Here is a 23,916-nt window from a genome sequence, read left to right on the forward strand (position 1 = left end):
CGCACCAGGAGGGCGACCTGTCGGTTGGCAGGTCGCCCTTCGTTTGCTCACATGACGAGGAGGAGGTGACCATGTTCCAGCGACTGCACGACCGGCTGTACCGGCACGACGCCGAAGCCGGCTTCTCCATCATCGAGGTCATGGTCGCCATGATGGTGTTCGCGGTCATGTCGATCGGGATCGCCTACGGCATCGCGAACAGCCTCCAGCTCACGCAGACCAATCGCGGTCGCGAGACCGCGGTCGCCCTCGCCTCGCAGGACATCGACACCCTCCGCCAGACCGCGGCCGCCTCCACCGGGGGGATCTTCCGCGTCCTCAGCAAGGCCGGTCCGGACAACACGAAGACCATCGGAGGCGTCGAGTACGCCATCGACCGGAAGGTCAGCTGGGTGCAGAGCGACGGCGCGACCGGCGCGTGCGGGACGTCGAACGGCAAGCTCGCCTACAAGAGCGTCGTCGAGACCGTGACCTGGCCGAACCCGCGGGGCGGTTCCAGCACCACATCGGTCTCGTCAGCGATCGCGCCGAGCGACGCGGTCACCGATCCCGGGTACGGCACCGTGATCATCTCGGTCACCACCGCTTCGGGAGCGCCCTACGAGGGTGTCGGGATCACGATCACCCCCGTCGGCGGCGGTGGCGGTGCAGCGCTGACGGCGGCGGTCCTCCCGACTGACGCACAGGGCTGCTCGTACGCGGTGAACGTGTCGCAGGGCGACTACGCGGTCTCTGCGAGCGTCACCGGCGGCATCGACACGAACCAGCAGCAGCCGTCCGTGCAATCGCCGATCTCGGTGACCGCCGGCGCGAGCTCGCCGGTCCCGTTCGTGTACGACCAGTCGAGCCAGCTGACCCTGCAGTACGCAGCCGGCTCCAAGGCGATGATCCCGACCAACATGCCCACGACGCTGTCGAGCACTGCCGGTGGGCTGGACGTCGTCAAGCCGTGGGACCTGGCCAGCACCTCGCTCAACGTCACCTCGAGTTCACGGCCGTCGTTGCCGGTGTTCCCGTTCGCCTCGGGCTACACGGTCTACGCCGGCCCGTACTCCAACAGCACCGGGAGTGCGACGAGCTGCCTCAGTCCCAACCCCTCGTCCTGGTCGACACCGAACGCCGCCAACGCGATCGGTGTGAGCCCGCCGTCGGTCGCCACTGCTCCCGGGAAGCCGTCGTCGGCCTCCGTGATGATGGGCGTCGCGACCGTGACCGGCGTGAAGGACCGCTACATCACTGCCGTCTCGTCGGCGAACCCGGCCGCCGGTGACCCCGGCTGCGCCGCCGGCATGACGATGAGGTTCCCGGTTTCGACCGGGGACACCGCGACCATCGCCCTGCCCTTCGGTACGTGGACGCTCTACTCCGGAACGACGTTCGGGTCGACGACGAAGAACGAGATCGCGTCGAAGGCCTCGAACGTGAAGCCCGTGACCAACGGCATGGTGAACCAGAAGACCGCGCTGGTGCTCATCAACTACGACAACACCCTGACCCTCGACCCTCGCGGGCAGACGTCGTGATGCGGGCCCTCCGACGCCTCCACCGCGAGCAGGCGGGGATCTCGCTGTCCGAACTGCTCGTCGCGGTCAGCGTGTCGATGATCATCCTCGTCGCGGTGGGCGGGTTCTTCACGGCCACCCTGCGCGCGGGGGTGACGAACACGTCCTCCGACCAGAACGCTCGGACGGCGTCGATCGCGATGAACTCCATCACGCGCTACGTGCACGCCGCGAGTCTGTTGCCGAAGTCGGACGGCACCTACGCCGCTGCGGTCACCCGGGCGGCCCCGACGCAGGTGGTGTTCTTCGCGTACATCAACCTCGACGGCAACAGCACTGACAAGCCCGTGCAGATCCGCTACTCACTGAACGACGCGAAACGCCTCGTCGTGGACCAGTGGGACGGCACGGCGACGAACGGCTTCTACTCCTTCCCGGCGACGACCCAGACCCCGGCGCGGAGCCTGGTGGTGGGTGGTCCGATCGCCTCGCCGACGAGCGACGGTGTCGCGCTGTTCTCGTACCTCGGAGCCGACGGCAAGACACTCGCGACCCAGCCGGACGGAACACTGGCGACCGCGCAGTTGGGCAACGTGCGAGCCGTCCGCGTGAACCTGGAACTCGGTTCCACCACCGCCGGTGCGAGCGGCAACACCCACGTGCAGAACACCCTGTACCTCTTCAACGTCGTCTACGGCACCAGCATCGGAGCGGGTTCATCATGATCCGTCGCATCAGCGCGGTCCTCGCGCGGGCCCAGCGCGACGAGCGCGGCATGGTCCTCGGCAACGTGCTCATCTTCGGCACCGTCATGATGCTGCTCGTCGCGACGATGATCGCCGTCTCCACCTCGGGGGCGGTCAAGGCCGCGTCGGACCGCAACTTCCAGAACGCGATGGCGGCCGCGTACGCGGGACTCGCCGACTACCAGTCGAAGCTCTCGAACGACAACGGCTACGCGCTCTACGGCAACGCGAACGCCCAGTTCAGCAAGTCGAGTGGGTCGACCTTCGTCAACGCCGACAAGAACATCGCGTTCACCAACTCCGGCTCGGACTGGGCACCGGTCGTCGGCTCGAGCGACCAGTGGTTCCGCTACGAGGTCGACAACTCCGACTACTCCGGCAAGGGCGTCCTGCGGGTCCGTGTCACCGGGAAGGCCGGGGGAAGTGTCCGGTCGCTCGTGGCCAACCTCAAGGGCGACGGCTTCATCAACTACCTCTACTTCACCAACTACGAGTCCTCGAACCCCGCGCTCACCGGGACCGATTGCACGACCGCCTACCAGTGGCAATCGGTCGCCGGGAAGTGCACGGCGGTGCAGTTCGCCGGCACCGACACCCTGAACGGGCCGATCCGGACCAACGACGTCTTCACCTCGGCGTGCTCGACGGTGTTCAACGGGTCGGTCGAACAGCACGACACGACCGTGCGCCCGTCGAGCGGCACCTGCGCGGGGACGTTCAACGGCGGTGCAGCGACCGCGGTCCCGTACCTCGGTCTGCCCGCGCTGAACACGAACATGTCGCAGGAGACGCGGACCGACCTCCCCACTACCGTTCCGCGGCCTGGCTGCATGTACACCGGACCGACCCGCGTGAAGTTCCTCGGGAACGGCAAGATGACCGTGTGGTCGCCGTGGTCCCGGGCCACGCAGATCAAGGTCAACAGCTCGAGCGGGGCGGTCCTCGCCGCGGACGACCCGGCGAAGGCCGCAGCGCTGTGCGGGGCGGTCTCGGATCTGCAGAGTTCCGCCGGAGCCACCATCCCGACCCTCCCCTCGAACCTGATGTACGTGCAGGACATCCCGTCCGCGTCGAACAACGTGAACGCCTGGGGTGCGGCCTTCCCGTCGAAGTACACGAACACGTACTGCACCACCACGGTCACCGTGCGGTCGAACGGTTCGGCGACGAACACGAGCAACCAGCCGTTCAGCAACGGGCAGGGGTTCCCGGCCGCAGGCGAGTGGATCAACGGAGGATCGTCGGGTTCCTCGTACCAGACGGGTTCGGCTTCCGACACGTACAGCTGCACGGCGGGAGACGTCTTCGTCAGCGGGGCGTTCAGCGGTGCGATGACGATCGCGGCATCCGGGACCGTGTGGGTCACCGACGACATCACCTACGTCAGCGCCACGAACGACGTGCTCGGGCTCGTCGGCCAGAACGCCGTCGAGATCTCCAACCCCGCCCGCTGCACCTCGTACCCGACGACCTACCAGTGGGGTGTCGGGTACGTGGCGGACACCTCGCGCTGCAACAGCTCGGGCGTGGGTCTGCTGAACCGGTCTCCGGGCGAATCGATCACCGTGTCGGCGGCGATCGCGAGCAACGCGGGGACGTTCTGGAACCAGAACTACGACATCGGCTCGAAGCTCGGCACCCTCAAGGTCATCGGTTCGATCGCGCAGAACTGGCGAGGGGCGGTCGCGACGACCGGCAACACCGGGTTCTCGAAGAACTACGTCTACGACCAGCGCCTGCTGACGACGGCACCCCCGAAGTTCCTGCAGCCGGTGTCGACCTCGTACGGGGTCACGACGCAGGTCGAGGTCCAGGCCGCGTACACCGCCGGCGGCTCGTGCGCGACCACGACCGGTGGTGCGTGCCGATGACCGGTCTCCAGGCGCTCGGGCCCGCACTCCCCGCACTCTCCGCCGTGTTCGGACTGCTCATCGGCTCGTTCCTCAACGTCGTGGTGCACCGCGTGCCGGCGGGCCAGTCCGTGGTCTCGCCACCGAGCGCTTGTCCGGCGTGCCGACACACGATCCGACGCCGCGACAACGTCCCGGTGCTCTCCTGGCTCGTCCTGCGCGGACGGTGCCGTGACTGTTCCGCGCCGATCTCCGCGCGGTACCCCGCCGTCGAACTCGTCACCGCGGTCCTGTTCGGGCTCACCGCCTTCGTGGTCGTGGGCCGCTCTCCTGCGGGGACGGCACAGGACACCGTGGCGCAGGTCGTGATCCTCGTCGCGTTGTTGTACCTGATGGCGATCAGCGTCGCACTCACCCTGATCGACATCGCCACCCACACGCTCCCGAACGCGATCGTCTACCCGTCCGGGATCGTCCTCACGGTGCTCCTCGTCGTCGCGAGTGCTGCCGACGGCGACTGGTCCGCTCTCGGTCGTGCGGCGATCGGTGCCCTCGGTTCCGGTGCCCTCTACCTCGGTCTCGCGCTGGCGGTCCCCGGCGGCATGGGCCTCGGCGACGTCAAACTGGCCGTGGTCCTCGGCCTCGTCCTCGCGTACCTCGGATGGGGACCCCTCGCAGTGGGTGCTTTCGGTGCGTTCCTGGTGGGCGGTACCGTCGCGATCGCGCTCCTCCTCGCCGGCCGTGCACGTTGGCGCGGCGGGCTGCCGTTCGGGCCGTCGATGCTGGTGGGGGCATGGCTCGGGATCGTCTTCGGGGACCTCCTCTGGACCGGGTACCTCCAGGTCCTCGGGGTCGCCTGAGCGACCACCACTCCACCTCCAACGAAAGCAGCATCATGGGCAAGAGCATCGTGGGCCTCGACATCGCGGGGTCGTCGATCCGCGCGGTCGAGGTCGTCGACGCCGACAAGGCACGACCGACGGTGGTGCGCTTCGCGGAGGTCCCCACTCCGCAGGACGCGGTGAGCCGTGGCGAGGTCCTCGAACCGAACACCGTCGCGGCCACCCTCCGCGAGCTGTGGTCGACGGGGCGGTTCCGCTCGAAGAACGTCGTTCTGGGGATGGGGAACCAACGGGTGCTCTCCCGAGACCTCACGGTGCCCCTCGCCCCGATGGCACAGATCCGCGAGAGCCTCCCGTTCCAGGTGCAGGAGATGCTCCCGGTGCCGGTCGGCGACGCCATCCTGGACTTCTACCCCGTGTCCGAGGGGGAGAGCGAGAACGGCCCCGTCGTCCACGGGCTCCTGATCGCAGCCATCAAGGACGCCGTGCTGGCGAACGTCAAGGCGGTGCAGCTCGCGGGACTCAACCCGATCGGGGTCGACATGATCCCGTTCGCGCTCACCCGTGTCCTGCTCGGGCGCCAGGGTGTCCCGGGAACCGCGGCGGTGGTGCAGCTCGGCGCGGACACCACCAGCGTGGTCATCGCGACTGACGGGATCCCGCAGTTCGTCCGGATCATCCCGATGGGGGGCAACGACATCTCCCGCGCGCTGGTCGGGACCCTCGACATCACCTTCGACGAGGCCGAGGCCGTGAAGCGCCACCTCGGGCTCGGCGGATCGGCACGGACTCCGGACGACGCCCGTGCCGTCGCGGTGATCACGGCCTCGGTCCACGAACTCACGACGAGCTTGCGGAACACGATCAACTACTTCGTCAACACCCGGCCGTCGGAACCCGTGACCCGGGTGGTGCTGACCGGTGGCGGGACCCGCCTGCAGGGCATGCGGGAGGCGCTGGCGGAGCAGACGCGCCTACCCGTCACGATGGGCGCCGCGTTCGACGGCGTCGGACTCGCACGGTCGATCCCGGCCGGCGACGTCGCCGACCACGTCGATGCGATCACGGTCGCCTTCGGGTTGGCAGTAGGGAGCAGAGCAGCATGACCGTCACAGAAGCGCGACCCGTCGACGCGGTCGGTGCGGCACGGCCGGAGCGTCCCCGACGGAGCGCTCGCGGCGCGCAGGTCTCGATCGCCGGTCGTGAACCCCGCGTCGACCTCCTGCCCTCCGAGGTCCACGTCGACCGTCGTGAGCGGGGCGTCGCGCGTCGTGCGTGGCTCGGTGTCCTCATCACGGCGGCCGCCGCGGCACTCGGCGTCGGCGCAGCGGCGGTCCACCAGCTGGACACCGCATCGTCACTGACCGCGGCGCAAGCCGAGACGGCGTCGTTGCTGCAGCAGCAGCAACGTTTCTCCGACGTCCGGCAGGTCGAACAGGACAGTCAGCTCCTGGAGGCGGCACGAACCGTCGGGGGGTCGACGGAGATCGACTGGAACGGCACGCTGTCCCAGCTCAAGAACGTGCTGCCGGCCGGCGTCGCCATCACCTCGATGACCATCGACTCCGCTGACGTCACCACGGCGTTCGCACAGTCGGCGGTCCCGCTCGAGAAGGCCCGTGTCGCATCGATGCAGCTGACCGTGTCGAGTCCGACCATCCCCTCGGTACCCGACTGGACGGCTCGTCTGTCGCAGCTCAAGGGCTACGCCGACTCGACCATCACGTCGGTCGCGTTGCAGGAGGACTCCGGCGGGTACACCGCGACGGTCCAGGTCCACCTCGGGGAACGGGCGTTCGACGGCAAGTACACCCAGGAGCAGTCGAAGTGAACCGCAACCGCCTCTCGTTCGTCGTCGCGCTCGTCGCGATCGGAGCCGTGCTCGCCGGGGCGTGGTTCCTCGGGGTGCAGCCGCAGCTCGCCCAGGCTGCGGACAACTCCTCGCAGCAGACGGACATCGACGCCACGAACGCCCGGAACCAGGCCGAGCTCGATCGGCTCCAGGAAGCGAGTGATGCACTCGCCGAGACGAAGACGAAACTGGACGCGCTCCGCGTCTCGGTGCCGTCGACGCCGTCGACGGAGGCTCTCCTCCGAGAACTGAACGGTGCAGCGACCACCGCTGGCGTCACGGTGACCTCGATCACCGTCGGAGACGCGAAGGCCTACGAGCCGGCGGCCGGACAAGCCTCCGACGAGCCGGCGGCTCCGGCGAGTGCCACGCCGAGCGCCGAGCCGACCCCGACGGCGCCGACTGCCCGGACCGACGCTGCGATCAACGGATCGAACTTCGTCGTCATCCCGGTGACCGTGGCGGTGCAGGGCTCGTACGACCAGGCGCTCGCCTTCACGAAGGCGGTGCAGTCCGGGCAGCGGTTGCTCCTGGTGACCGGCATCGCCTCGACGAGTTCCGACTCGGGAGCGAGCCCGATGGACGCGCAGGCATGGTCGCTCTCCGGATCGGTCTACGTCCTCGCCGAGTCGGACACCGCGGCGAAGGGCTGAACGACCCCCGGACCGGGGCCGGCCACGCCACGCCGACCCCGCTTCCGCGACACCCGTCGTTGTGATTACGATGCACCAGACGCCGTGATCGCGGCTGCTCATCCCCTCTCGAACGGTCGGCTCGAATCGGCCGTTCCTCGTCGTGCCCGGAGTCGCGCGTGTTGGTCGGAATCGTGGAATTCCTCGGTTGGTTCGGTGCCGTAACCGTTCTAACAGGTTACATCTTGTTCTCCACCGGCAAGATCCCGAACGGTCCGCTCTACCAGCTGCTCAACTTGGTCGGCGGCCTCGCGGTGGCGATCAACGTCGCCGCGCACCACGCCGTCCCCTCGACGATCGTCAACGGGATCTGGGCGATCGTCGCCGTCGTCGTCCTGGTGAGGATGGGCCGAGCGCGTCGCGCGGCGAAGCGCGACGGATCCGTGTCCTCCGAGCCGGCGGTCCTGCACGCTGAGCCGGCCGCGACCACCGGGGTCCTGCCGGTGATCGGCCCGGCGCTGCGCGACCACGAGCCGGAGGCCCCCGCCGAGGCGGACGCCGCCACGGGCCTCCACTCCGACGACCCGACGGACGCGACGGACGAGACGGACGCGACGAAGCCGGATGCGGCACCCGCCGCGGTGCCGGAGGCGCCCGCCCCCATGACCGAGACCGTCCCGATCATCACGGCGACGATCGCGCTCGCCCTGGTCGCCGCAGCGCACGAGCAGTCCGACCGGGCGGGCCGTCGCGAGCACGCGGACGACACTGGCCACGCCGAACCCGCTCGCTGACCAGCCGGTCGGCGATACGATCGGCGCATGTCCCGGTGGTTGATCGCGACGATGACGTCCGTCCTCTTCATCGCGCTCGTGATCGCCGTCACGGGCTTCGAAGCCCTGCTCGCCGACGTCGAGGTCATCTCGCAGCCCGACGCCACCCCGTACCTCGGGCCCGCGATGGTGGTCGGCGCCGCGGTGGTGGTCTTCCTCGCGACCGCGGCGGGTGCGCGTGACGGCAACCCCGGCGTGACGGCCCTGGTGGCCGCAGCGACGGTCTACCTGGTCATGCTCGGCGTCGGAGCCGTGGGCTACGCGCTCGTCCGCTCGGACGCGACGGAGCTCCTCGTCTTCCCCGCGGGGTACGCCCTCGGGCCGTTCGTGGTCGGGTCCGTCGTGGTGGCGCTCCTGTCGGTGCTCGGCGGGATCTCGATGGCCCGGCACCAGGCGCGGACCGGCACCGCGACCGACGGGGCTGGCACCCGGACGGAGTCCACCGTCGCGGGCGAGGACCACTCGGCGCGGTAGTCTCGCGGGGTACGCGGACACGCAACGGGGGAACGATGAGCGACGAGCAGACGGCGGATCCGGACCCGCACGGCTGGGGCTCGGTGCCGCCCGTCGCCACGATCCGCGGGACGCAGGACGCGCCGCTCGGCACCCCGCTGGACCCGCGGGGCGGCGCGCAGTTCGGCGCGCGGCGGGCGCGCCCTCGTCGGAAGCTCCGCCGTGGACAAGTCGCCGGGATCGTCGCCGGCGTCGTGGTGCTCTCGCTGCTCCTGGTCGGCGGCATCGCCGGCTCCCTGATCGGCTCGTCCACGCATTCCGCTGACCGCCCGGTGCGGGCGTTCCTCGACGACCTGACGGCCGGACGCGTGGCCGACGCCCTCGACGACGCGGGCATCGATCGCGAGAAGACCGACGTGCTCCTCGGCGAAGCCGCCTACGCGAAGGCATCGGACAAGGTCACCGGCTACCGGGTCGCCGCGACGCGGACGGAGGGCGACACCGCCACGGTCCGCGCGTACCTGCGCCAGGGCGGGCAGGACGTCGCCGCGACCTTCACGCTCGACAAGACCGGGACGGACTGGGGCGTGTTCCCGATCTGGGAGCTGCAGGCCCCCGAACTCGGCACGGTCGACGTCGCGGTGCGAGGGCCGTCCGGTGCTGCGGTCACCGTCGCCGGCAGCAACGTGAAGACCGCGAAGGACGGCACGGTGAGCCTCCGCGCGCTGCCCGGGACCTACGACGTCGCCTTCGACGGCGACAAGTGGACCACGGCCAGTGGGGGATCGGCCAGCGTCAGCGGGTTCGGGCGGTCGACCTCGAGCCCGGTGCAGATGACCACGACCCTGACCACCGCGGGGCAGCAGGCCGCCGAGCGAGCGGTGGACGACTGGGTGGACGGCTGCATCGCCTCCACCGACGCCGCCCCCGCCGGCTGCAGCTTCTACGCGTACGGGCAGAACCCGGCGTACACGTACTCGAACCAGAAGTGGACACTCGAGACGCGGCCGACGGTCCGGGTCGGCAACTGGACGACGAACGGCTGGTTGATCACGACGACGACGTTCGGACGGGCGAAGTACACGGCCGACATCTCGGGTGCGGCCGGCACCGGAACGGCGTCCGCGGGGCCGCTCAACGTGAACGCGAGCGGGTACGTCACCGGCTTCTCGAGCGACGGTGCCACGTTCCGCTCGGCGGTGGGCAACGGGTCCTCCGACACCGGCTCATGACGGTGTCGGTTCCCGGGGTGACCCGGATTGATTTCGTCCCGTTACGCGGGTAGTCTCTACCGGGTGTGCGCCCTCGGGCGCGCCCGAAAAGTCCGGCGAGCGGGATCGCCCAGCCGGACCACTCCGTCCCCCACTCGAACACCCGCCGTCCGGCGGTGATCAGCGCGGGACGAGGAAGCCGGCGGAACGCGCCGGCCAGAGAGCACGAGCGAAGAACCAGGAGAACAGTTGCCTACTATTCAGCAGCTGGTTCGCAAGGGTCGTACGCCGAAGGTCACCAAGACCAAGGCGCCCGCCCTGAAGGCGAACCCCCAGCAGCGTGGTGTGTGCACCCGCGTCTACACCACCACCCCCAAGAAGCCGAACTCGGCACTGCGCAAGGTCGCTCGTGTCAAGCTCTCGAACGGCACCGAGGTCACGGCCTACATCCCCGGTGAGGGCCACAACCTCCAGGAGCACTCGATGGTGCTCGTCCGTGGCGGTCGTGTGAAGGACCTCCCGGGTGTGCGGTACAAGATCATCCGTGGCGCCCTGGACACCCAGGCAGTCAAGAACCGTAAGCAGGCTCGTAGCCGCTACGGCGCGAAGAAGGGTTGAGTTAGATGCCTCGTAAGGGTCCCGCCCCCAAGCGTCCCGTCGTCGCCGACCCGGTCTACGGTGCGCCGATCGTCAGCCAGCTCGTCAACAAGATCCTGCTCGACGGCAAGAAGGGCCTCGCCGAGCGCATCGTCTACGGTGCACTCGAGGGCGTTTCCGCCAAGAACCAGCAGGACGCCGTCGTGACGCTGAAGAAGGCGCTCGACAACGTCCGTCCGACCCTCGAGGTCCGCAGCCGCCGCGTCGGTGGCTCGACCTACCAGGTCCCGGTCGAGGTCAAGCCGCACCGCGCGAACACCCTCGCGCTCCGTTGGCTCACCTCGTACGCCAAGGCCCGTCGCGAGAAGACGATGACCGAGCGTCTCATGAACGAGATCCTCGACGCGTCGAACGGTCTCGGTGCCGCGGTCAAGCGCCGCGAGGACACGCACAAGATGGCCGAGTCGAACAAGGCCTTCGCCCACTACCGCTGGTAGTCCCGGCTCTGCTGGCTGATCGGTCCGGGCGCCGACGGGCAAAACCCCCGGCGCCCGGCCGACCACCAATCTCCTACAACTCTTCCGGAGGAACCCTGTGGCACAGGACGTGCTCACCGACCTGAACAAGGTCCGCAACATCGGCATCATGGCGCACATCGATGCCGGCAAGACCACGACGACCGAGCGCATCCTGTTCTACACGGGCATCACGCACAAGATCGGTGAGGTCCACGACGGCGCTGCCACGATGGACTGGATGGCGCAGGAGCAGGAGCGCGGCATCACGATCACGTCGGCCGCGACGACCTGCTTCTGGGACAACAACCAGATCAACATCATCGACACCCCCGGTCACGTGGACTTCACGGTCGAGGTGGAGCGCTCGCTCCGCGTCCTCGACGGTGCGGTCGCCGTCTTCGACGGCAAGGAGGGCGTCGAGCCCCAGTCCGAGACCGTCTGGCGTCAGGCCGACAAGTACGACGTCCCGCGCATCTGCTTCGTCAACAAGATGGACAAGCTGGGCGCCGACTTCTACTACACCGTCGACACCATCGTGAACCGCCTCGGCGCGGAGCCCCTCGTGCTCCAGCTGCCGATCGGTTCCGAGAGCTCGTTCGAAGGTGTCGTCGACCTCGTCCAGATGCGTGCACTCACCTGGCGCGGCGACGCCAAGGGTGACGTCGCGATGGGCGCGAAGTACGAGATCGAAGAGATCCCGGCCGACCTGCAGGACCGTGCCGCCGAGTACCGCGAGAAGCTCATCGAGCGCGTGGCCGAGGCGGACGACGTCCTCATGGAGCGCTACCTCGAGGGCGACACCGACTTCTCGGTCGCCGAGATCAAGGCAGCCATCCGTGCCCTCACGGTGAGCAGCACGCTCTACCCGGTCCTCTGCGGTTCCGCGTTCAAGAACCGTGGTGTCCAGCCGATGCTCGACGCCGTCATCGACTACCTCCCGTCCCCGCTCGACGTGCCGCCGATGATCGGCCACGACGTCAAGGACGAGGAGAAGGAGATCATCCGCAAGCCCGACGCGTCCGAGCCGTTCTCGGCCCTCGCGTTCAAGGTCGCGGTGCACCCGTTCTTCGGTCGTCTGACCTACGTGCGCGTCTACTCCGGCTCGATCGAGTCCGGTGCCCAGGTCGTCAACTCGACCAAGGGCAAGAAGGAGCGCATCGGCAAGATCTTCCAGATGCACTCCAACAAGGAGAACCCGGTCGCCAACGTGACCGCTGGCCACATCTACGCGGTCATCGGCCTCAAGGACACCACCACCGGTGACACCCTGTGCGACCCGACCAACCAGGTCGTCCTCGAGTCGATGACGTTCCCGGAGCCGGTCATCGAGGTCGCCATCGAGCCGAACACGAAGGCTGACCAGGAGAAGCTCTCCACGGCCATCCAGAAGCTCGCCGAAGAGGACCCGACGTTCCGCGTCGAGCTCAACGCCGAGACCGGTCAGACGACGATCAAGGGCATGGGCGAGCTCCACCTCGACATCCTCGTCGACCGCATGAAGCGTGAGTTCCACGTCGAGGCGAGCGTCGGCAAGCCCCAGGTGGCCTACCGCGAGACGCTCACCAAGATCGTCGAGCGCTACGACTACACCCACAAGAAGCAGACCGGTGGTTCCGGCCAGTTCGCGAAGGTGCAGATCGCGCTCGAGCCGATGGAGGTCACGAGCGAGAAGGTCTACGAGTTCGTCAACGCGACCTCCGGTGGCCGTGTCCCGCGCGAGTACATCCCGTCGGTCGACGCCGGTATCCAGGACGCCATGCAGGTCGGCATCCTCGCGGGCTACCCGACGGTCGGCGTGAAGGCCATCCTCAAGGACGGCGCGGCGCACGACGTCGACTCGTCCGAGATGGCGTTCAAGATCGCCGGCTCGATCGCCTACAAGGAAGCGGCTCGCAAGGCCGGTCCGGCGATCCTCGAGCCGATCATGGCCGTCGAGGTCCGTACTCCTGAGGAGTACATGGGCGACGTCATCGGTGACCTGAACTCCCGTCGTGGCCAGATCGCCTCGATGGAGGACGCCTCGGGCGTCAAGGTGGTCCGCGCGAGCGTGCCGCTGTCCGAGATGTTCGGCTACGTCGGCGACCTGCGGTCGAAGACCTCTGGTCGTGCGGTCTACTCGATGACCTTCGAGACCTACAGCCAGGTCCCGGCCAAGGTCGCCGAGGAGATCATCGCGAAGAACGCGGGGGAGTAGCGCTCAGCGCTTCTCCACAGGCGGGGGCGCCCGGCGACGGGCCCCTCGCCACCAAGTAAAGTACAGACACACACCGCGCACCAACGGTTCCGAGCCCATCCAGGGCCGGCCGGGGGTGACGCTTCCGAGTCCTGAGGAGGACCCACAGTGGCCAAGGCCAAGTTCGAGCGCACCAAGCCGCACGTCAACATCGGAACCATCGGTCACGTCGACCACGGCAAGACCACGCTCACGGCGGCGATCACCAAGGTTCTGCACGACCAGTACCCGGACCTCAACGAGGCCCGCGACTTCGCGCAGATCGACAACGCTCCCGAGGAGCGCCAGCGCGGCATCACGATCAACATCTCGCACGTCGAGTACCAGACCGAGAAGCGTCACTACGCGCACGTCGACGCCCCCGGTCACGCCGACTACGTGAAGAACATGATCACGGGTGCGGCACAGATGGACGGCGCGATCCTCGTGGTCGCCGCCACCGACGGCCCGATGCCCCAGACGCGTGAGCACGTGCTGCTCGCCCGTCAGGTCGGCGTCCCCTACATCGTCGTCGCACTGAACAAGTCCGACATGGTGGACGACGAGGAGATCCTGGAGCTCGTCGAGCTCGAGGTCCGCGAGCTCCTCGGCTCGCAGCAGTTCGACGAGGACGCCCCCGTCGTGCAGGTCTCGGCGCTCAAGGCGCTCGAGGGCGACGAGAAGTGGGTCAAGTCGGTCCAGGACCTCATGGCCCAGGTCGACGAGCACGTGCCGGACCCGGTGCGCGCCACCGACCAGCCGTTCCTGATGCCGATCGAGGACGTCTTCACGATCACCGGTCGTGGCACGGTCGTCACCGGTCGCGTCGAGCGTGGCACGCTCAACCTGAACGAGGAGGTCGAGATCGTCGGCATCCGCGCGACGCAGAAGACCACCGTCACGGGCATCGAGATGTTCCGCAAGCTGCTCGACCAGGCGGTCGCCGGTGACAACACCGGTCTGCTCATCCGTGGCCTCAAGCGCGAGGACGTGGAGCGCGGCCAGGTCGTCGTGAAGCCGGGTTCGGTCACGCCGCACACCGAGTTCCAGGCGAACGCGTACATCCTGACCAAGGACGAGGGTGGGCGTCACAACCCGTTCTACGCGAACTACCGCCCGCAGTTCTACTTCCGCACCACGGACGTCACCGGCGTCATCACGCTGCCCGAGGGCACCGAGATGGTCATGCCCGGTGACACCGTCGCCATGACCGTCGAGCTGATCCAGCCGATCGCCATGGAAGAGGGCCTCCGTTTCGCCATCCGTGAGGGTGGTCGTACGGTCGGTGCCGGTACGGTCGAGAAGATCATCAAGTAACTCCGGTTCCTTGCGACAGCGGGGTCGGGCCTTCAGGGCCCGGCCCCGCTTCGTCGTCCCCGGCCGCTGACGGGCCGTACAGGGCGCCGGAGCGGAGGCCCGGGGCCGGGCCGGTGCCGCGCCTCCTGTCCGCCCCGTGACCCGTCACAGGCGTCACGGAGTTGGCTCGGCGTCGTGACACGCCTCCGCAGATCCGCGACCTCCGGTCGCGGCTACCACCGCGTCCGATCCGGGAGCGGCTTCTCGTACCGTGATCCCCAGGGCAACACGGTGACCGATCCGGACGAGCGCCGTCGGCTCGAGGAGTTCGTGATCCCGCCGGCGTGGGACGACGTCTGGATCTCGCCGTACCCCAACGGACACATCCTCGCCACCGGGACGGACGGCGCCGGTCGGCGGCAGTACATGTACCACCCGTCCTGGCGGGAGCGGATGGACCGCATCAAGTACGACCGCGCGCTGGCACTCGCCGAATCGCTGCCGGTGGCCCGCCGTGGCGTCACGCAGGACCTCCGTCGCCCCGAGCCGGACCGTCGCCGGGCACTGGCCGCAGCGTTCCGCATGCTCGACCAGGGGTCGCTCCGGGTGGGGTCCGAGCGGTACGCCACCGAGCACGGGAGCCGTGGTCTGTCGACGCTGCTCTGCGCGCACGCCCACGTCTCCGGCGACGACATCGAGCTCGACTTCCCCGGCAAGAGCGGGCAGGAGTGGTCGTCGTCGATCCACGACCACGACCTCGCGCGGGTCATCGCGGGCATGAAGCGGCGCGGACCGAACGCGCGGCTGCTGTCGTTCCGCGAGCGTCGCGGGGCGGAGTGGGAGCCGCTCTCCGCCGAGGACATCAACGCCTACGTCAAGGAACGTGCTGGCGACGAGTTCACCGCGAAGGACTTCCGGACCCTGCACGGCACGGTCGCGGCTGCGGTGGACCTGGCGAAGACCGGCCCGCAGTCGTCGCAGGCCAAGCGGAAGAAGGCCGTCTCGCACGCGGTCAAGGCCGCCAGCGAGGAGCTCGGCAACACCCCGACGGTGTGCCGACAGAGCTACATCGACCCCCGGTTGCTCGACGCGTACGACCACGGGGAGACCATCGATCCGAACCGCCTGGCGTCCGCCGAGGCCGAGGTCCGGGCGCTGCTCTACCGACAATGACCCGGGGGCCGTCCGGATGACGTAGCGTTGGTCGACGTGCCGGACCACCCCCACACGGCACGGAAGGACCCACAACAGTCGTGACCGACGAGTGCATCCACGGTTTCCCCACCGAGCTCTGCGACATCTGCGCACCCCGGCAGCGCGAAGCGTCGGAGACCCCAGCCACCCCGGCACCACGCCGGACCCGCATCACCACCAACCTGCGCGTCGACCCGCCAGCCTCCGGGCCCGGGACGTCGCTGCGGTCGCCGACGTCGCTCCGTTCGTCGTCCGCCGACCTGCCCGAGGCGCGTGAGTTCGCAGCGCTCCGCGCCCACCACGTCACCCACATCGACAACCTCGACGGCATCGTCGGCGCCGGTGCGATCCTGGCGTCCGACCAGGCGGAGCCCGTCGTCGACGTGAGCTCTGCCGACACCCGCGCCGCCCGCGCCGAGGCCGAGGCACCAGACGGCTCCTCGATCGCCGGCCACGTGCCGTTCACGCTGTCCCCCGACGCCACCCGCTGGGACGAACTCCGGACGGGCGCCGAGGGCGAGCGCTGGTCCGATGCCGCCCGTCGCACCCGGGCGATCGACTACGTCGTGCTCGTCGTGCCGGTCTCGGCGTTCGGGGCATCCGTGATCGTCGCCGACCAGGACGCCGACGCCGACGACGTCCGGTTCGCCGTCGGGCCCGACGCCGCCACGAACCTGATCCGTCGCACCGACTTCACGGACCCGGAGATGCACGGCCTCGAGCTGCTCGCCGGTCCGAGCGTGCCGTTCACGTCGGTCGCGGTCATCGGCGTGCCCAACGACAAGGCCCGGCAGACGGTCCGCGCCGTGCTCGCCGACCACGGTGGACACGCTCCGCGAGTGGCCGTCTTCCCGCCGTGGTTCGTGCCCCCGGTGACCGCTGAGTGACGGTCTCCTGACCCGTTTCGAGGCACCCTCCGGACCACGTCCGGAGGGTGCTCCGCGTTGCGGGGCCGAGCCGCGCCTCCAGGCCGTCCGATCCGCGTGGATCCGGGCAAGCGAGCCCGCGGGACACGCCCGGCGATTCGCGACACGCCCGGGTTGCACGTGGGCCGGGGCTATGCGAGACTTGTCCGGTTCCGAATTCCCCGTGGGTGCATGCCCACAGGATCACTGCTCTGGCAGTGCACAACCCCCTTGTTCAGCAGGGCTGGGTTGGGCCGCAGGCAGCAGAACACGACTCCCCGAGATGTGACGGACGCGGTGCACCACTGCTGCGCCCGGATCACGAGGCAGTCGATTGCCCACGCTGGACGGCCACGGTCGCCCGCGAGGTTGACAGGTGAACAGCGGTCATCCCCAGTGGATGCGGCCGGTTGGTTCAGGAAAACAGCACGGTCCGCAGGAATGCGGAACCGAGCGGCGTCAGGCGGCCAGAGGGTGCGCGGCGCAGAGAGGACAAGAGACACATGGCGGGACAGAAGATCCGCATCCGGCTCAAGTCGTATGACCACGAGGTCATCGACACGTCGGCCCGGAAGATCGTCGACACGGTGACCCGTGCCGGTGCAACCGTGGTCGGCCCGGTGCCGCTCCCCACCGAGAAGAACGTGATCGCAGTGATCCGTTCCCCTCACAAGTACAAGGACTCGCGCGAGCACTTCGAGAAGCGCACGCACAAGCGGGTCATCGACATCGTCGACCCGACGCCGAAGGCCGTGGACTCGCTCATGCGACTCGACCTGCCGGCAGACGTCAACATCGAGATCAAGCTGTAAGGGGGCTGACCAATGGCGAACTCAACCAAGACCGTCAAGGGCCTCCTCGGCAAGAAGCTCGGCATGACGCAGGTGTGGGACGAGAACAACAAGTTCATCCCCGTCACCGTGATCGAGGTCGGCCCGAACGTGGTCACCCAGATCCGCAACGCTGAGCGCGACGGCTACGAGGCGATCCAGATCGCCGCCGGCGCCATCGACCCGCGCAAGGTCAACAAGCCGGCCGCTGGCCACTTCGAGGCCGCTGGCGTGACCCCGCGTCGCACCCTCACCGAGATCCGTACCAACGACTCCGCTGAGTACACGCTCGGCCAGGAGCTCACCGTGGACGGCACGTTCACGGCGGGCCAGAAGGTCGACGTCGTCGGTACCTCCAAGGGCAAGGGCTTCGCCGGTGTCATGAAGCGCCACGGCTTCCACGGCGTCGGTGCCTCGCACGGTGCGCACCGCAACCACCGCAAGCCCGGCTCGATCGGTGCTTCCTCGACCCCGTCGCGCGTCTTCAAGGGCATGCGCATGGCCGGTCGTATGGGTGGCGACCGCGTGACCGTCCTCAACCTCACGGTGCACGCCGTCGACGCCGAGAAGGGTCTGCTGCTCGTCAAGGGCGCCGTCCCCGGTGCTCGTGGCCGCTCCGTCTTCGTCCGCACCGCCGTGAAGGGTAAGTGATCATGGCCACCACGACCGCAACCACGATCGACGTCCTCGACGCATCGGGTGCCAAGTCCGGCACCGTCGAGCTCCCCGCAGCTCTCTTCGACGTCGAGACCAACGTCCCGCTGATCCACCAGGTCGTCACCGCGCAGCTCGCAGCCGCGCGTCAGGGCACCCACAAGACCAAGAACCGCGGCGAAGTCCGCGGTGCCGGTCGCAAGCCGTTCAAGCAGAAGGGCACCGGCCGCGCCCGTCAGGGTTCCGTCCGTGCTCCGGAGCACACCGGCGGTGGCGTCGTCCACGGACCGACCCCGCGCGACTACTCGCAGCGCACCCCGAAGAAGATGATCGCCGCTGCTCTGCTCGGCTCGCTCTCGGACCGTGCACGCGGTGGCCGCATCTCCGCTGTGGAGGGCTTCGTCGCGGCTGAACTGCCGTCGACCAAGACCGCCCGCACGCTCCTCGAGAAGGTCGCGCCCGTCAAGAACGTGCTCGTCGTGCTCGAGACGGACGACGAGCTGACGCTCAAGTCGATCCGCAACCTGTCGAACGTCCACGCGCTCTCGTACGGCCAGCTCAACGCCTACGACGTGCTGCGTTCGGACGCCGTCGTCTTCAGCAAGAGCGCCCTCGACGCCTTCATCGCGTCGAAGACCGCGAAGGAGATCACCGCATGAGCGGCTTCAACAAGGACCCGCGCGACGTCATCATCTCGCCGGTCGTCTCGGAGAAGAGCTACGCGCTCATCGACCAGGGCAAGTACACGTTCATCGTGGACCCCCGCTCGAACAAGACCGAGATCAAGCTCGCCATCGAGAAGATCTTCGACGTCAAGGTCGCGAGCATCAACACGCTGAACCGCCCGGGCAAGACCCGTCGCACCAAGTTCGGTCTCGGCAAGCGCAAGGACACCAAGCGCGCCATCGTGACGCTCAAGTCCGGTTCGATCGACATCTTCACGGCTGTCGGCTGAGGACCAGAGGGATAAATCATGGCTATTCGTAACTACAAGCCGACGACCCCCGGTCGTCGCGGCTCGTCGGTCGCAGACTTCGCTGAGATCACCCGTTCGACTCCGGAGAAGTCCCTGCTTCGTCCGCTGCCGAAGACCGGTGGTCGCAACAGCTCCGGCCGCATCACCACGCGTCACATCGGTGGTGGCCACAAGCGCCAGTACCGCGTGATCGACTTCCGTCGCTCCGACAAGGACGGCGTCGACGCCAAGGTCGCTCACATCGAGTACGACCCCAACCGCACTGCGCGCATCGCGCTCCTGCACTACGTGGACGGCACGAAGCGGTACATCATCGCGCCGAACAAGCTCAAGCAGGGCGACGTCATCGAGCAGGGTCCCGGCGCCGACATCAAGCCCGGCAACAACCTGCCGCTGCGCAACATCCCCGTGGGTACGGTCGTGCACGCCATCGAGCTCCGCCCCGGTGGCGGCGCCAAGATGGCTCGCTCCGCCGGCGCCTCGGTGCGTCTCGTCGCCAAGGACGGCCCCTACGCGCAGCTCCGTCTGCCGTCGGGCGAGGTCCGCAACGTCGACGCACGCTGCCGCGCCACGATCGGCGAGGTCGGCAACGCCGAGCAGTCGAACATCAACTGGGGCAAGGCCGGCCGCATGCGCTGGAAGGGCGTCCGCCCGACCGTCCGTGGTGTCGCCATGAACCCGGTCGACCACCCGCACGGTGGTGGTGAGGGCAAGACCTCCGGTGGTCGTCACCCGGTCAGCCCCTGGGGTCAGTCCGAGGGCCGTACGCGCAAGCCGAACAAGCCGAGCGACAAGCTCATCGTCCGTCGCCGTAACGCCGGCAAGAAGCGCAAGTAGGAGTTCAGAAGATGCCACGCAGTCTGAAGAAGGGCCCCTTCGTCGACGAGCACCTGCTCCGCAAGGTCGTCACGCAGAACGAGGCCAACACCAAGAACGTGATCCGCACGTGGTCGCGTCGGTCGATGATCGTCCCGAACATGCTCGGGCACACCATCGCCGTCCACGACGGCCGCAAGCACATCCCGGTGTTCGTCACCGAGTCGATGGTCGGTCACAAGCTCGGCGAGTTCGCGCCGACCCGCACCTTCCGTGGTCACGTGAAGGACGACAAGAAGGGCCGTCGCCGCTGAGGCGGCGACGCAGAGGAGGAACGAAATGGTGGAGTCGATCGCACGCGTGCGACACATCCGCGTCACGCCTCAGAAGGCCCGTCGCGTCATCGAGCTGATCCGCGGCAAGCAGGCCCACGAGGCCCTCGCCATCCTGAAGTTCGCCCCCCAGGGCGCTTCGGAGCCCGTGTACAAGCTGGTCGCCTCGGCGATCGCGAACGCACGGGTCAAGGCGGACTCGACGAACAGCTTCCTCGACGAGCGCGACCTCTACGTGAGCCGCGTCTTCGTCGACGAGGGCACGACCCTGAAGCGGTTCCAGCCGCGCGCCCAGGGCCGCGCCTTCCGCATCAACAAGCGCACCAGCCACATCACGGTCGTCCTCGCGACGCCCGACGAGGCCGAGGTTGCCGCGACGAGCAAGAAGGCGAGCAAGTAATGGGCCAGAAGGTCAACCCGTACGGCTTCCGTCTCGGGATCACGACGGACCACGTCTCGCACTGGTTCACCGACAGCAAGAAGGCCGGTCAGCGCTACGCCGACTACGTGGCCGAGGACATCAAGGTGCGCGAGTACCTGAAGAAGACCCTCGACCGCGCCGGTGTCGCACGCATCGAGCTCGAGCGCACCCGTGACCGTGTCCGCGTGGACATCCACACGGCTCGTCCGGGCATCGTCATCGGCCGCCGCGGCGCCGAGGCGGAGCGCGTTCGCGGTGAGCTCGAGAAGCTCACCAAGAAGCAGATCCAGCTGAACATCCTCGAGGTCAAGAACCCCGAGACCGAGGCCCAGCTCGTCGCGCAGGGCATCGCCGAGCAGCTCTCCGCTCGTGTCGCGTTCCGTCGCGCCATGCGCAAGGGCCTGCAGGGTGCACAGCGCGCCGGCGCCAAGGGTGTCCGCATCCAGGTGTCGGGCCGTCTCGGCGGCGCCGAGATGTCGCGTTCGGAGTTCTACCGCGAAGGCCGTGTGCCGCTGCACACCCTCCGCGCGAACATCGACTACGGCTTCTACGAGGCCCGGACCACGTTCGGCCGCATCGGCGTGAAGGTCTGGATCTACAAGGGCGACATCACGAACAAGGAGCTCGCTCGCGAGCAGGCGAACCAGCGTTCGTCGCGCCCCGAGCGTCGTGGCGGCCCGCGCGGTGAGCGTGGCGACCGTGGCGGCGACCGTCGTGGCGGCGACCGCGGTGACCGTCGCCCGCAGCAGGCCCCGCAGGACGCGCCGGCCGGCGCAGGAGTTGAGGCGTAACCATGCTTATTCCCCGTCGAGTCAAGCACCGCAAGCAGCACCACCCGAAGCGTTCGGGTCAGGCCACCGGTGGTACCAAGGTCAGCTTCGGCGACTACGGCATCCAGGCCCTCACCCCGGCGTACGTGACCAACCGTCAGATCGAGTCCGCTCGTATCGCCATGACGCGTCACATCAAGCGTGGTGGCAAGGTCTGGATCAACATCTACCCGGACCGTCCGCTGACCAAGAAGCCCGCCGAGACCCGCATGGGTTCCGGTAAGGGTTCGCCCGAGTGGTGGGTCGCGAACGTGAAGCCGGGCCGGGTGCTCTTCGAGCTCTCCGGCGTCAGCGAGGAGATCGCCCGTGAGGCGTTGACTCGTGCAATCCACAAGCTGCCCCTCAAGGCACGCATCATCAAGCGCGAGGAGGGCGACGCATAATGGCGATCGGTTCCAAGGAGCTCCGTCCGACGGAGCTCGACACGTTCGAGAACGAGCGTCTCGCTGACGAGCTGAAGAAGGCCAAGGAGGAACTCTTCAACCTCCGCTTCCAGTCGGCCACCGGCCAGCTGGAGAGCCACGGTCGTCTCCGTGCCGTCAAGCGCGACATCGCCCGCATCTACACCGTCCTCCGCGAGCGCGAGCTCGGCATCCGTGCCACTCCCGCGCCCGTCGAGACCGCCCCCAAGGCCAAGAAGACGACGAAGAAGGCTGACAAGCCGGCCGAGTCGACCGAGGCCGAGACCGCCGAGGAGAAGTAATGGCGAACGAAGAGAAGAACTCCGCCGCCCTCACTCGCGGCTACCGCAAGACGCGTCGCGGCTACGTGACGAGCGACAAGATGGACAAGACCATCGTGGTCGAGGTCGAGGACCGCGTGAAGCACGCGCTCTACGGCAAGATCATCCGTCGCACGTCCAAGGTGAAGGCCCACGACGAGCTCGGCACCGCTGGTGTCGGCGACCTCGTCGTGATCAGCGAGACCCGTCCCCTCAGCGCGTCCAAGCGCTGGCGCCTGGTCGAGATCCTCGAGAAGGCCAAGTAGGCCTCGGCCTGCTTCGGAATAGGAGACAGCAGTGATTCAGCAGGAATCCCGCCTGAAGGTCGCCGACAACACGGGTGCCAAGGAGATCTTGACCATCCGCGTGCTCGGTGGCTCGGGTCGTCGCTACGCCGGCCTCGGTGACGTCATCGTCGCCACGGTGAAGGACGCCATCCCCGGCGGCAACGTGAAGAAGGGTGACGTCGTCAAGGCGGTCATCGTTCGCACCAAGAAGGAGACCCGTCGTCAGGACGGCTCCTACATCAAGTTCGACGAGAACGCGGCAGTGATCCTCAAGGCCGACGGCGACCCGCGCGGTACGCGCATCTTCGGTCCGGTCGGTCGCGAGCTCCGTGACAAGAAGTTCATGAAGATCATCTCGCTCGCGCCGGAGGTGCTGTAAGCCATGGCGAACATCAAGAAGGGTGACCTCGTCCAGGTCATCACGGGCGCGACGCAGGAGCGTGGCGGCGACCGTGGCAAGCAGGGCAAGGTCATCGAGGTCCTCAAGGACAAGAACCGCGTCGTCGTCGAGGGCGTGAACTTCGTCACGAAGCACGTCCGCGTCGGTCAGACGCAGCGTGGTTCGAAGACCGGTGGCATCGAGCAGCACGAAGCCTCGATCCACGTCTCGAACGTCGCACTCGTCGACCCGAAGACGAAGAAGCCGACGCGTGTCGGCTTCCGCACCGAAGAGGTGGAGAAGGACGGCGTCAAGAAGACCGTCCGTGTCCGCTACGCGAAGAAGTCTGGTGAGAAGCTCTGATGACTGACACGACTGCTGCGCCCGCTGGCAAGATCCAGCCGCGCCTCAAGCAGAAGTACCTGGCCGAGATCAAGTCGGCCCTCACCGAGCAGTTCGGTTACGCGAACGTCAACCAGGTCCCCGGCCTGGTCAAGGTCGTCGTGAACACCGGTGTCGGTGAGGCCGCTCGTGACTCCAAGATCATCGAGGGGGCCATCAAGGACCTCACGGCGATCACGGGTCAGAAGCCCCAGGTCAACATCGCCCGCAAGTCCATCGCACAGTTCAAGCTGCGCGAGGGTCAGGCCATCGGCGCGCACGTCACCCTCCGCGGTGACCGCGCGTGGGAGTTCCTCGACCGCCTGGTCACGCTCGCACTGCCCCGCATCCGCGACTTCCGCGGTCTCAGCGACAAGCAGTTCGACGGCAACGGCAACTACACGTTCGGTCTCACGGAGCAGTCCGTGTTCCACGAGATCGACCAGGACCGCATCGACCGTGTCCGCGGCTTCGACATCACTGTCGTGACCACCGCGAAGACGGACGACGAGGGACGCGCGCTGCTCCGCCAGCTCGGCTTCCCGTTCCGCTCCAACGAGCAGACGGTCTAAACTACTTCGGGCGGTGCGGGCCGGAGGATTCACGTCCTCCGGCCCGCACGCACGAACACACCGATCTCGGGGAA

General features: G+C 68.0%; 30 protein-coding genes. All 30 read left to right on the plus strand.

The genetic code is table 11. The annotated features are described in order from the left end of the window. Positions 1–71: 71 nt before the first annotated feature. The 30 genes from DEJ27_RS10825 to rplE all read left to right on the plus strand — a co-directional run bounded on the left by DEJ27_RS10825 (position 72) and on the right by rplE (position 23,842). Positions 72–1,523 carry a prepilin-type N-terminal cleavage/methylation domain-containing protein gene (locus DEJ27_RS10825; protein WP_146238509.1) on the plus strand — a complete coding sequence of 484 codons (1,452 nt, stop codon included), beginning with the start codon at positions 72–74 and terminating at the stop codon, positions 1,521–1,523. Beyond that, positions 1,523–2,227 carry a PilW family protein gene (locus tag DEJ27_RS10830; protein WP_027466743.1) on the plus strand — a complete coding sequence of 235 codons (705 nt, stop codon included), beginning with the start codon at positions 1,523–1,525 and terminating at the stop codon, positions 2,225–2,227. The genes DEJ27_RS10825 and DEJ27_RS10830 overlap by 1 nt, the downstream gene beginning before the upstream one ends. Further along, on the plus strand, positions 2,224–4,119 hold the full coding sequence (locus DEJ27_RS10835) for a hypothetical protein (protein ID WP_110859489.1): 1,896 nt from the start codon (positions 2,224–2,226) through the stop codon (positions 4,117–4,119). Before DEJ27_RS10830 ends, DEJ27_RS10835 begins: the two co-directional genes overlap by 4 nt. After that, the gene (locus DEJ27_RS10840; RefSeq protein ID WP_110859566.1) at positions 4,116–4,958 is read left to right on the plus strand and encodes an A24 family peptidase; all 843 of its coding nucleotides are present in this window, start codon (positions 4,116–4,118) and stop codon (positions 4,956–4,958) included. Before DEJ27_RS10835 ends, DEJ27_RS10840 begins: the two co-directional genes overlap by 4 nt. A 35-nt stretch (positions 4,959–4,993) precedes the next feature. Continuing rightward, on the plus strand, positions 4,994–6,046 hold the full coding sequence (pilM, locus tag DEJ27_RS10845; RefSeq protein ID WP_110859490.1) for a type IV pilus assembly protein PilM: 1,053 nt from the start codon (positions 4,994–4,996) through the stop codon (positions 6,044–6,046). Next, the gene (locus tag DEJ27_RS10850; protein ID WP_110859491.1) at positions 6,043–6,771 is read left to right on the plus strand and encodes a hypothetical protein; all 729 of its coding nucleotides are present in this window, start codon (positions 6,043–6,045) and stop codon (positions 6,769–6,771) included. Before pilM ends, DEJ27_RS10850 begins: the two co-directional genes overlap by 4 nt. Further along, entirely contained in the window at positions 6,768–7,445 is a 678-nt protein-coding gene (locus DEJ27_RS10855; protein WP_110859492.1) for a type 4a pilus biogenesis protein PilO, read from the plus strand. Before DEJ27_RS10850 ends, DEJ27_RS10855 begins: the two co-directional genes overlap by 4 nt. 224 nt (positions 7,446–7,669) lie before the next feature. Further along, positions 7,670–8,218 carry a hypothetical protein gene (locus DEJ27_RS10860; protein ID WP_111090910.1) on the plus strand — a complete coding sequence of 183 codons (549 nt, stop codon included), beginning with the start codon at positions 7,670–7,672 and terminating at the stop codon, positions 8,216–8,218. A 27-nt stretch (positions 8,219–8,245) separates the two neighbouring features. Beyond that, positions 8,246–8,731, plus strand: coding sequence for a DUF6121 family protein (locus DEJ27_RS10865; RefSeq protein WP_110859494.1), 486 nt, complete (start codon positions 8,246–8,248; stop codon positions 8,729–8,731). 35 nt (positions 8,732–8,766) lie between these two features. Beyond that, positions 8,767–9,942, plus strand: a complete 1,176-nt coding sequence (locus DEJ27_RS10870; RefSeq protein ID WP_111090911.1) for a hypothetical protein — start codon at positions 8,767–8,769, stop codon at positions 9,940–9,942. Between the two features lie 228 nt (positions 9,943–10,170). Further along, a complete protein-coding gene (rpsL, locus tag DEJ27_RS10875; protein WP_017885540.1) occupies positions 10,171–10,539 on the plus strand; it encodes a 30S ribosomal protein S12 in 369 nt (122 codons plus the stop codon). Between the two features lie 5 nt (positions 10,540–10,544). Continuing rightward, on the plus strand, positions 10,545–11,015 hold the full coding sequence (rpsG, locus tag DEJ27_RS10880) for a 30S ribosomal protein S7 (RefSeq protein ID WP_017885539.1): 471 nt from the start codon (positions 10,545–10,547) through the stop codon (positions 11,013–11,015). 97 nt (positions 11,016–11,112) lie between these two features. Further along, complete coding sequence (gene fusA / locus DEJ27_RS10885) at positions 11,113–13,230, plus strand: elongation factor G (RefSeq protein WP_110859496.1); 2,118 nt, start codon at positions 11,113–11,115, stop codon at positions 13,228–13,230. A 147-nt stretch (positions 13,231–13,377) separates the two neighbouring features. Then, positions 13,378–14,565, plus strand: coding sequence for an elongation factor Tu (gene tuf / locus DEJ27_RS10890; protein ID WP_110859497.1), 1,188 nt, complete (start codon positions 13,378–13,380; stop codon positions 14,563–14,565). A gap of 174 nt (positions 14,566–14,739) precedes the next feature. Continuing rightward, on the plus strand, positions 14,740–15,717 hold the full coding sequence (locus DEJ27_RS10895) for a DNA topoisomerase IB (protein WP_110859498.1): 978 nt from the start codon (positions 14,740–14,742) through the stop codon (positions 15,715–15,717). 80 nt (positions 15,718–15,797) lie between these two features. Continuing rightward, positions 15,798–16,625, plus strand: a complete 828-nt coding sequence (locus DEJ27_RS10900; protein WP_110859499.1) for a DarT ssDNA thymidine ADP-ribosyltransferase family protein — start codon at positions 15,798–15,800, stop codon at positions 16,623–16,625. Positions 16,626–17,146: 521 nt separating this feature from the next. Beyond that, complete coding sequence (rpsJ, locus tag DEJ27_RS10905) at positions 17,147–17,455, plus strand: 30S ribosomal protein S10 (RefSeq protein ID WP_017885534.1); 309 nt, start codon at positions 17,147–17,149, stop codon at positions 17,453–17,455. A gap of 12 nt (positions 17,456–17,467) precedes the next feature. Next, positions 17,468–18,124: a 50S ribosomal protein L3 gene (gene rplC, locus DEJ27_RS10910; protein WP_027466731.1), complete on the plus strand. Its 657-nt coding sequence runs from the start codon at positions 17,468–17,470 to the stop codon at positions 18,122–18,124. Between the two features lie 2 nt (positions 18,125–18,126). Continuing rightward, complete coding sequence (gene rplD, locus DEJ27_RS10915) at positions 18,127–18,786, plus strand: 50S ribosomal protein L4 (protein ID WP_027466730.1); 660 nt, start codon at positions 18,127–18,129, stop codon at positions 18,784–18,786. After that, positions 18,783–19,082, plus strand: coding sequence for a 50S ribosomal protein L23 (gene rplW / locus DEJ27_RS10920; RefSeq protein ID WP_027466729.1), 300 nt, complete (start codon positions 18,783–18,785; stop codon positions 19,080–19,082). The genes rplD and rplW overlap by 4 nt, the downstream gene beginning before the upstream one ends. An 18-nt stretch (positions 19,083–19,100) precedes the next feature. Beyond that, positions 19,101–19,940: a 50S ribosomal protein L2 gene (gene rplB, locus DEJ27_RS10925; protein ID WP_027466728.1), complete on the plus strand. Its 840-nt coding sequence runs from the start codon at positions 19,101–19,103 to the stop codon at positions 19,938–19,940. A gap of 11 nt (positions 19,941–19,951) precedes the next feature. After that, on the plus strand, positions 19,952–20,233 hold the full coding sequence (gene rpsS, locus DEJ27_RS10930) for a 30S ribosomal protein S19 (RefSeq protein ID WP_017885529.1): 282 nt from the start codon (positions 19,952–19,954) through the stop codon (positions 20,231–20,233). Between the two features lie 25 nt (positions 20,234–20,258). After that, entirely contained in the window at positions 20,259–20,651 is a 393-nt protein-coding gene (gene rplV, locus DEJ27_RS10935) for a 50S ribosomal protein L22 (RefSeq protein ID WP_035809257.1), read from the plus strand. Then, positions 20,651–21,463 carry a 30S ribosomal protein S3 gene (gene rpsC, locus DEJ27_RS10940; protein ID WP_017885527.1) on the plus strand — a complete coding sequence of 271 codons (813 nt, stop codon included), beginning with the start codon at positions 20,651–20,653 and terminating at the stop codon, positions 21,461–21,463. Before rplV ends, rpsC begins: the two co-directional genes overlap by 1 nt. A gap of 2 nt (positions 21,464–21,465) precedes the next feature. Further along, on the plus strand, positions 21,466–21,885 hold the full coding sequence (gene rplP / locus DEJ27_RS10945; protein ID WP_017885526.1) for a 50S ribosomal protein L16: 420 nt from the start codon (positions 21,466–21,468) through the stop codon (positions 21,883–21,885). Continuing rightward, positions 21,885–22,205 carry a 50S ribosomal protein L29 gene (rpmC, locus tag DEJ27_RS10950; RefSeq protein WP_017885525.1) on the plus strand — a complete coding sequence of 107 codons (321 nt, stop codon included), beginning with the start codon at positions 21,885–21,887 and terminating at the stop codon, positions 22,203–22,205. The genes rplP and rpmC overlap by 1 nt, the downstream gene beginning before the upstream one ends. Then, a complete protein-coding gene (rpsQ, locus tag DEJ27_RS10955; RefSeq protein WP_017885524.1) occupies positions 22,205–22,489 on the plus strand; it encodes a 30S ribosomal protein S17 in 285 nt (94 codons plus the stop codon). The genes rpmC and rpsQ overlap by 1 nt, the downstream gene beginning before the upstream one ends. Before the next feature lie 31 nt (positions 22,490–22,520). Beyond that, the gene (gene rplN / locus DEJ27_RS10960) at positions 22,521–22,889 is read left to right on the plus strand and encodes a 50S ribosomal protein L14 (protein ID WP_017885523.1); all 369 of its coding nucleotides are present in this window, start codon (positions 22,521–22,523) and stop codon (positions 22,887–22,889) included. 3 nt (positions 22,890–22,892) lie between these two features. After that, entirely contained in the window at positions 22,893–23,252 is a 360-nt protein-coding gene (rplX, locus tag DEJ27_RS10965; protein ID WP_017885522.1) for a 50S ribosomal protein L24, read from the plus strand. After that, on the plus strand, positions 23,252–23,842 hold the full coding sequence (gene rplE, locus DEJ27_RS10970) for a 50S ribosomal protein L5 (protein WP_110859500.1): 591 nt from the start codon (positions 23,252–23,254) through the stop codon (positions 23,840–23,842). Before rplX ends, rplE begins: the two co-directional genes overlap by 1 nt. Positions 23,843–23,916 lie beyond the last annotated feature (74 nt).

The sequence above is a fragment of the Curtobacterium sp. MCPF17_018 genome (genome assembly GCF_003234135.1).
Taxonomy (GTDB): Bacteria; Actinomycetota; Actinomycetes; order Actinomycetales; family Microbacteriaceae; genus Curtobacterium; species Curtobacterium flaccumfaciens.

Excerpts from the sequence above, each read along its gene's own strand:
- DEJ27_RS10825 (WP_146238509.1), top strand. The coding sequence starts at position 72 with ATGTTCCAGCGACTGCACGACCGGCTGTACCGGCACGACGCCGAAGCC.
- DEJ27_RS10830 (WP_027466743.1), top strand. The coding sequence starts at position 1,523 with ATGCGGGCCCTCCGACGCCTCCACCGCGAGCAGGCGGGGATCTCGCTG.
- DEJ27_RS10835 (WP_110859489.1), top strand. The coding sequence starts at position 2,224 with ATGATCCGTCGCATCAGCGCGGTCCTCGCGCGGGCCCAGCGCGACGAG.
- DEJ27_RS10840 (WP_110859566.1), top strand. The coding sequence starts at position 4,116 with ATGACCGGTCTCCAGGCGCTCGGGCCCGCACTCCCCGCACTCTCCGCC.
- pilM (WP_110859490.1), top strand. The coding sequence starts at position 4,994 with ATGGGCAAGAGCATCGTGGGCCTCGACATCGCGGGGTCGTCGATCCGC.
- DEJ27_RS10850 (WP_110859491.1), top strand. The coding sequence starts at position 6,043 with ATGACCGTCACAGAAGCGCGACCCGTCGACGCGGTCGGTGCGGCACGG.
- DEJ27_RS10865 (WP_110859494.1), top strand. The coding sequence starts at position 8,246 with ATGTCCCGGTGGTTGATCGCGACGATGACGTCCGTCCTCTTCATCGCG.
- DEJ27_RS10870 (WP_111090911.1), top strand. The coding sequence starts at position 8,767 with ATGAGCGACGAGCAGACGGCGGATCCGGACCCGCACGGCTGGGGCTCG.
- rpsG (WP_017885539.1), top strand. The coding sequence starts at position 10,545 with ATGCCTCGTAAGGGTCCCGCCCCCAAGCGTCCCGTCGTCGCCGACCCG.
- rpsJ (WP_017885534.1), top strand. The coding sequence starts at position 17,147 with ATGGCGGGACAGAAGATCCGCATCCGGCTCAAGTCGTATGACCACGAG.
- rplC (WP_027466731.1), top strand. The coding sequence starts at position 17,468 with ATGGCGAACTCAACCAAGACCGTCAAGGGCCTCCTCGGCAAGAAGCTC.
- rplD (WP_027466730.1), top strand. The coding sequence starts at position 18,127 with ATGGCCACCACGACCGCAACCACGATCGACGTCCTCGACGCATCGGGT.
- rplW (WP_027466729.1), top strand. The coding sequence starts at position 18,783 with ATGAGCGGCTTCAACAAGGACCCGCGCGACGTCATCATCTCGCCGGTC.
- rplB (WP_027466728.1), top strand. The coding sequence starts at position 19,101 with ATGGCTATTCGTAACTACAAGCCGACGACCCCCGGTCGTCGCGGCTCG.
- rpsS (WP_017885529.1), top strand. The coding sequence starts at position 19,952 with ATGCCACGCAGTCTGAAGAAGGGCCCCTTCGTCGACGAGCACCTGCTC.
- rplV (WP_035809257.1), top strand. The coding sequence starts at position 20,259 with ATGGTGGAGTCGATCGCACGCGTGCGACACATCCGCGTCACGCCTCAG.
- rpsC (WP_017885527.1), top strand. The coding sequence starts at position 20,651 with ATGGGCCAGAAGGTCAACCCGTACGGCTTCCGTCTCGGGATCACGACG.
- rplP (WP_017885526.1), top strand. The coding sequence starts at position 21,466 with ATGCTTATTCCCCGTCGAGTCAAGCACCGCAAGCAGCACCACCCGAAG.
- rpmC (WP_017885525.1), top strand. The coding sequence starts at position 21,885 with ATGGCGATCGGTTCCAAGGAGCTCCGTCCGACGGAGCTCGACACGTTC.
- rpsQ (WP_017885524.1), top strand. The coding sequence starts at position 22,205 with ATGGCGAACGAAGAGAAGAACTCCGCCGCCCTCACTCGCGGCTACCGC.
- rplX (WP_017885522.1), top strand. The coding sequence starts at position 22,893 with ATGGCGAACATCAAGAAGGGTGACCTCGTCCAGGTCATCACGGGCGCG.
- rplE (WP_110859500.1), top strand. The coding sequence starts at position 23,252 with ATGACTGACACGACTGCTGCGCCCGCTGGCAAGATCCAGCCGCGCCTC.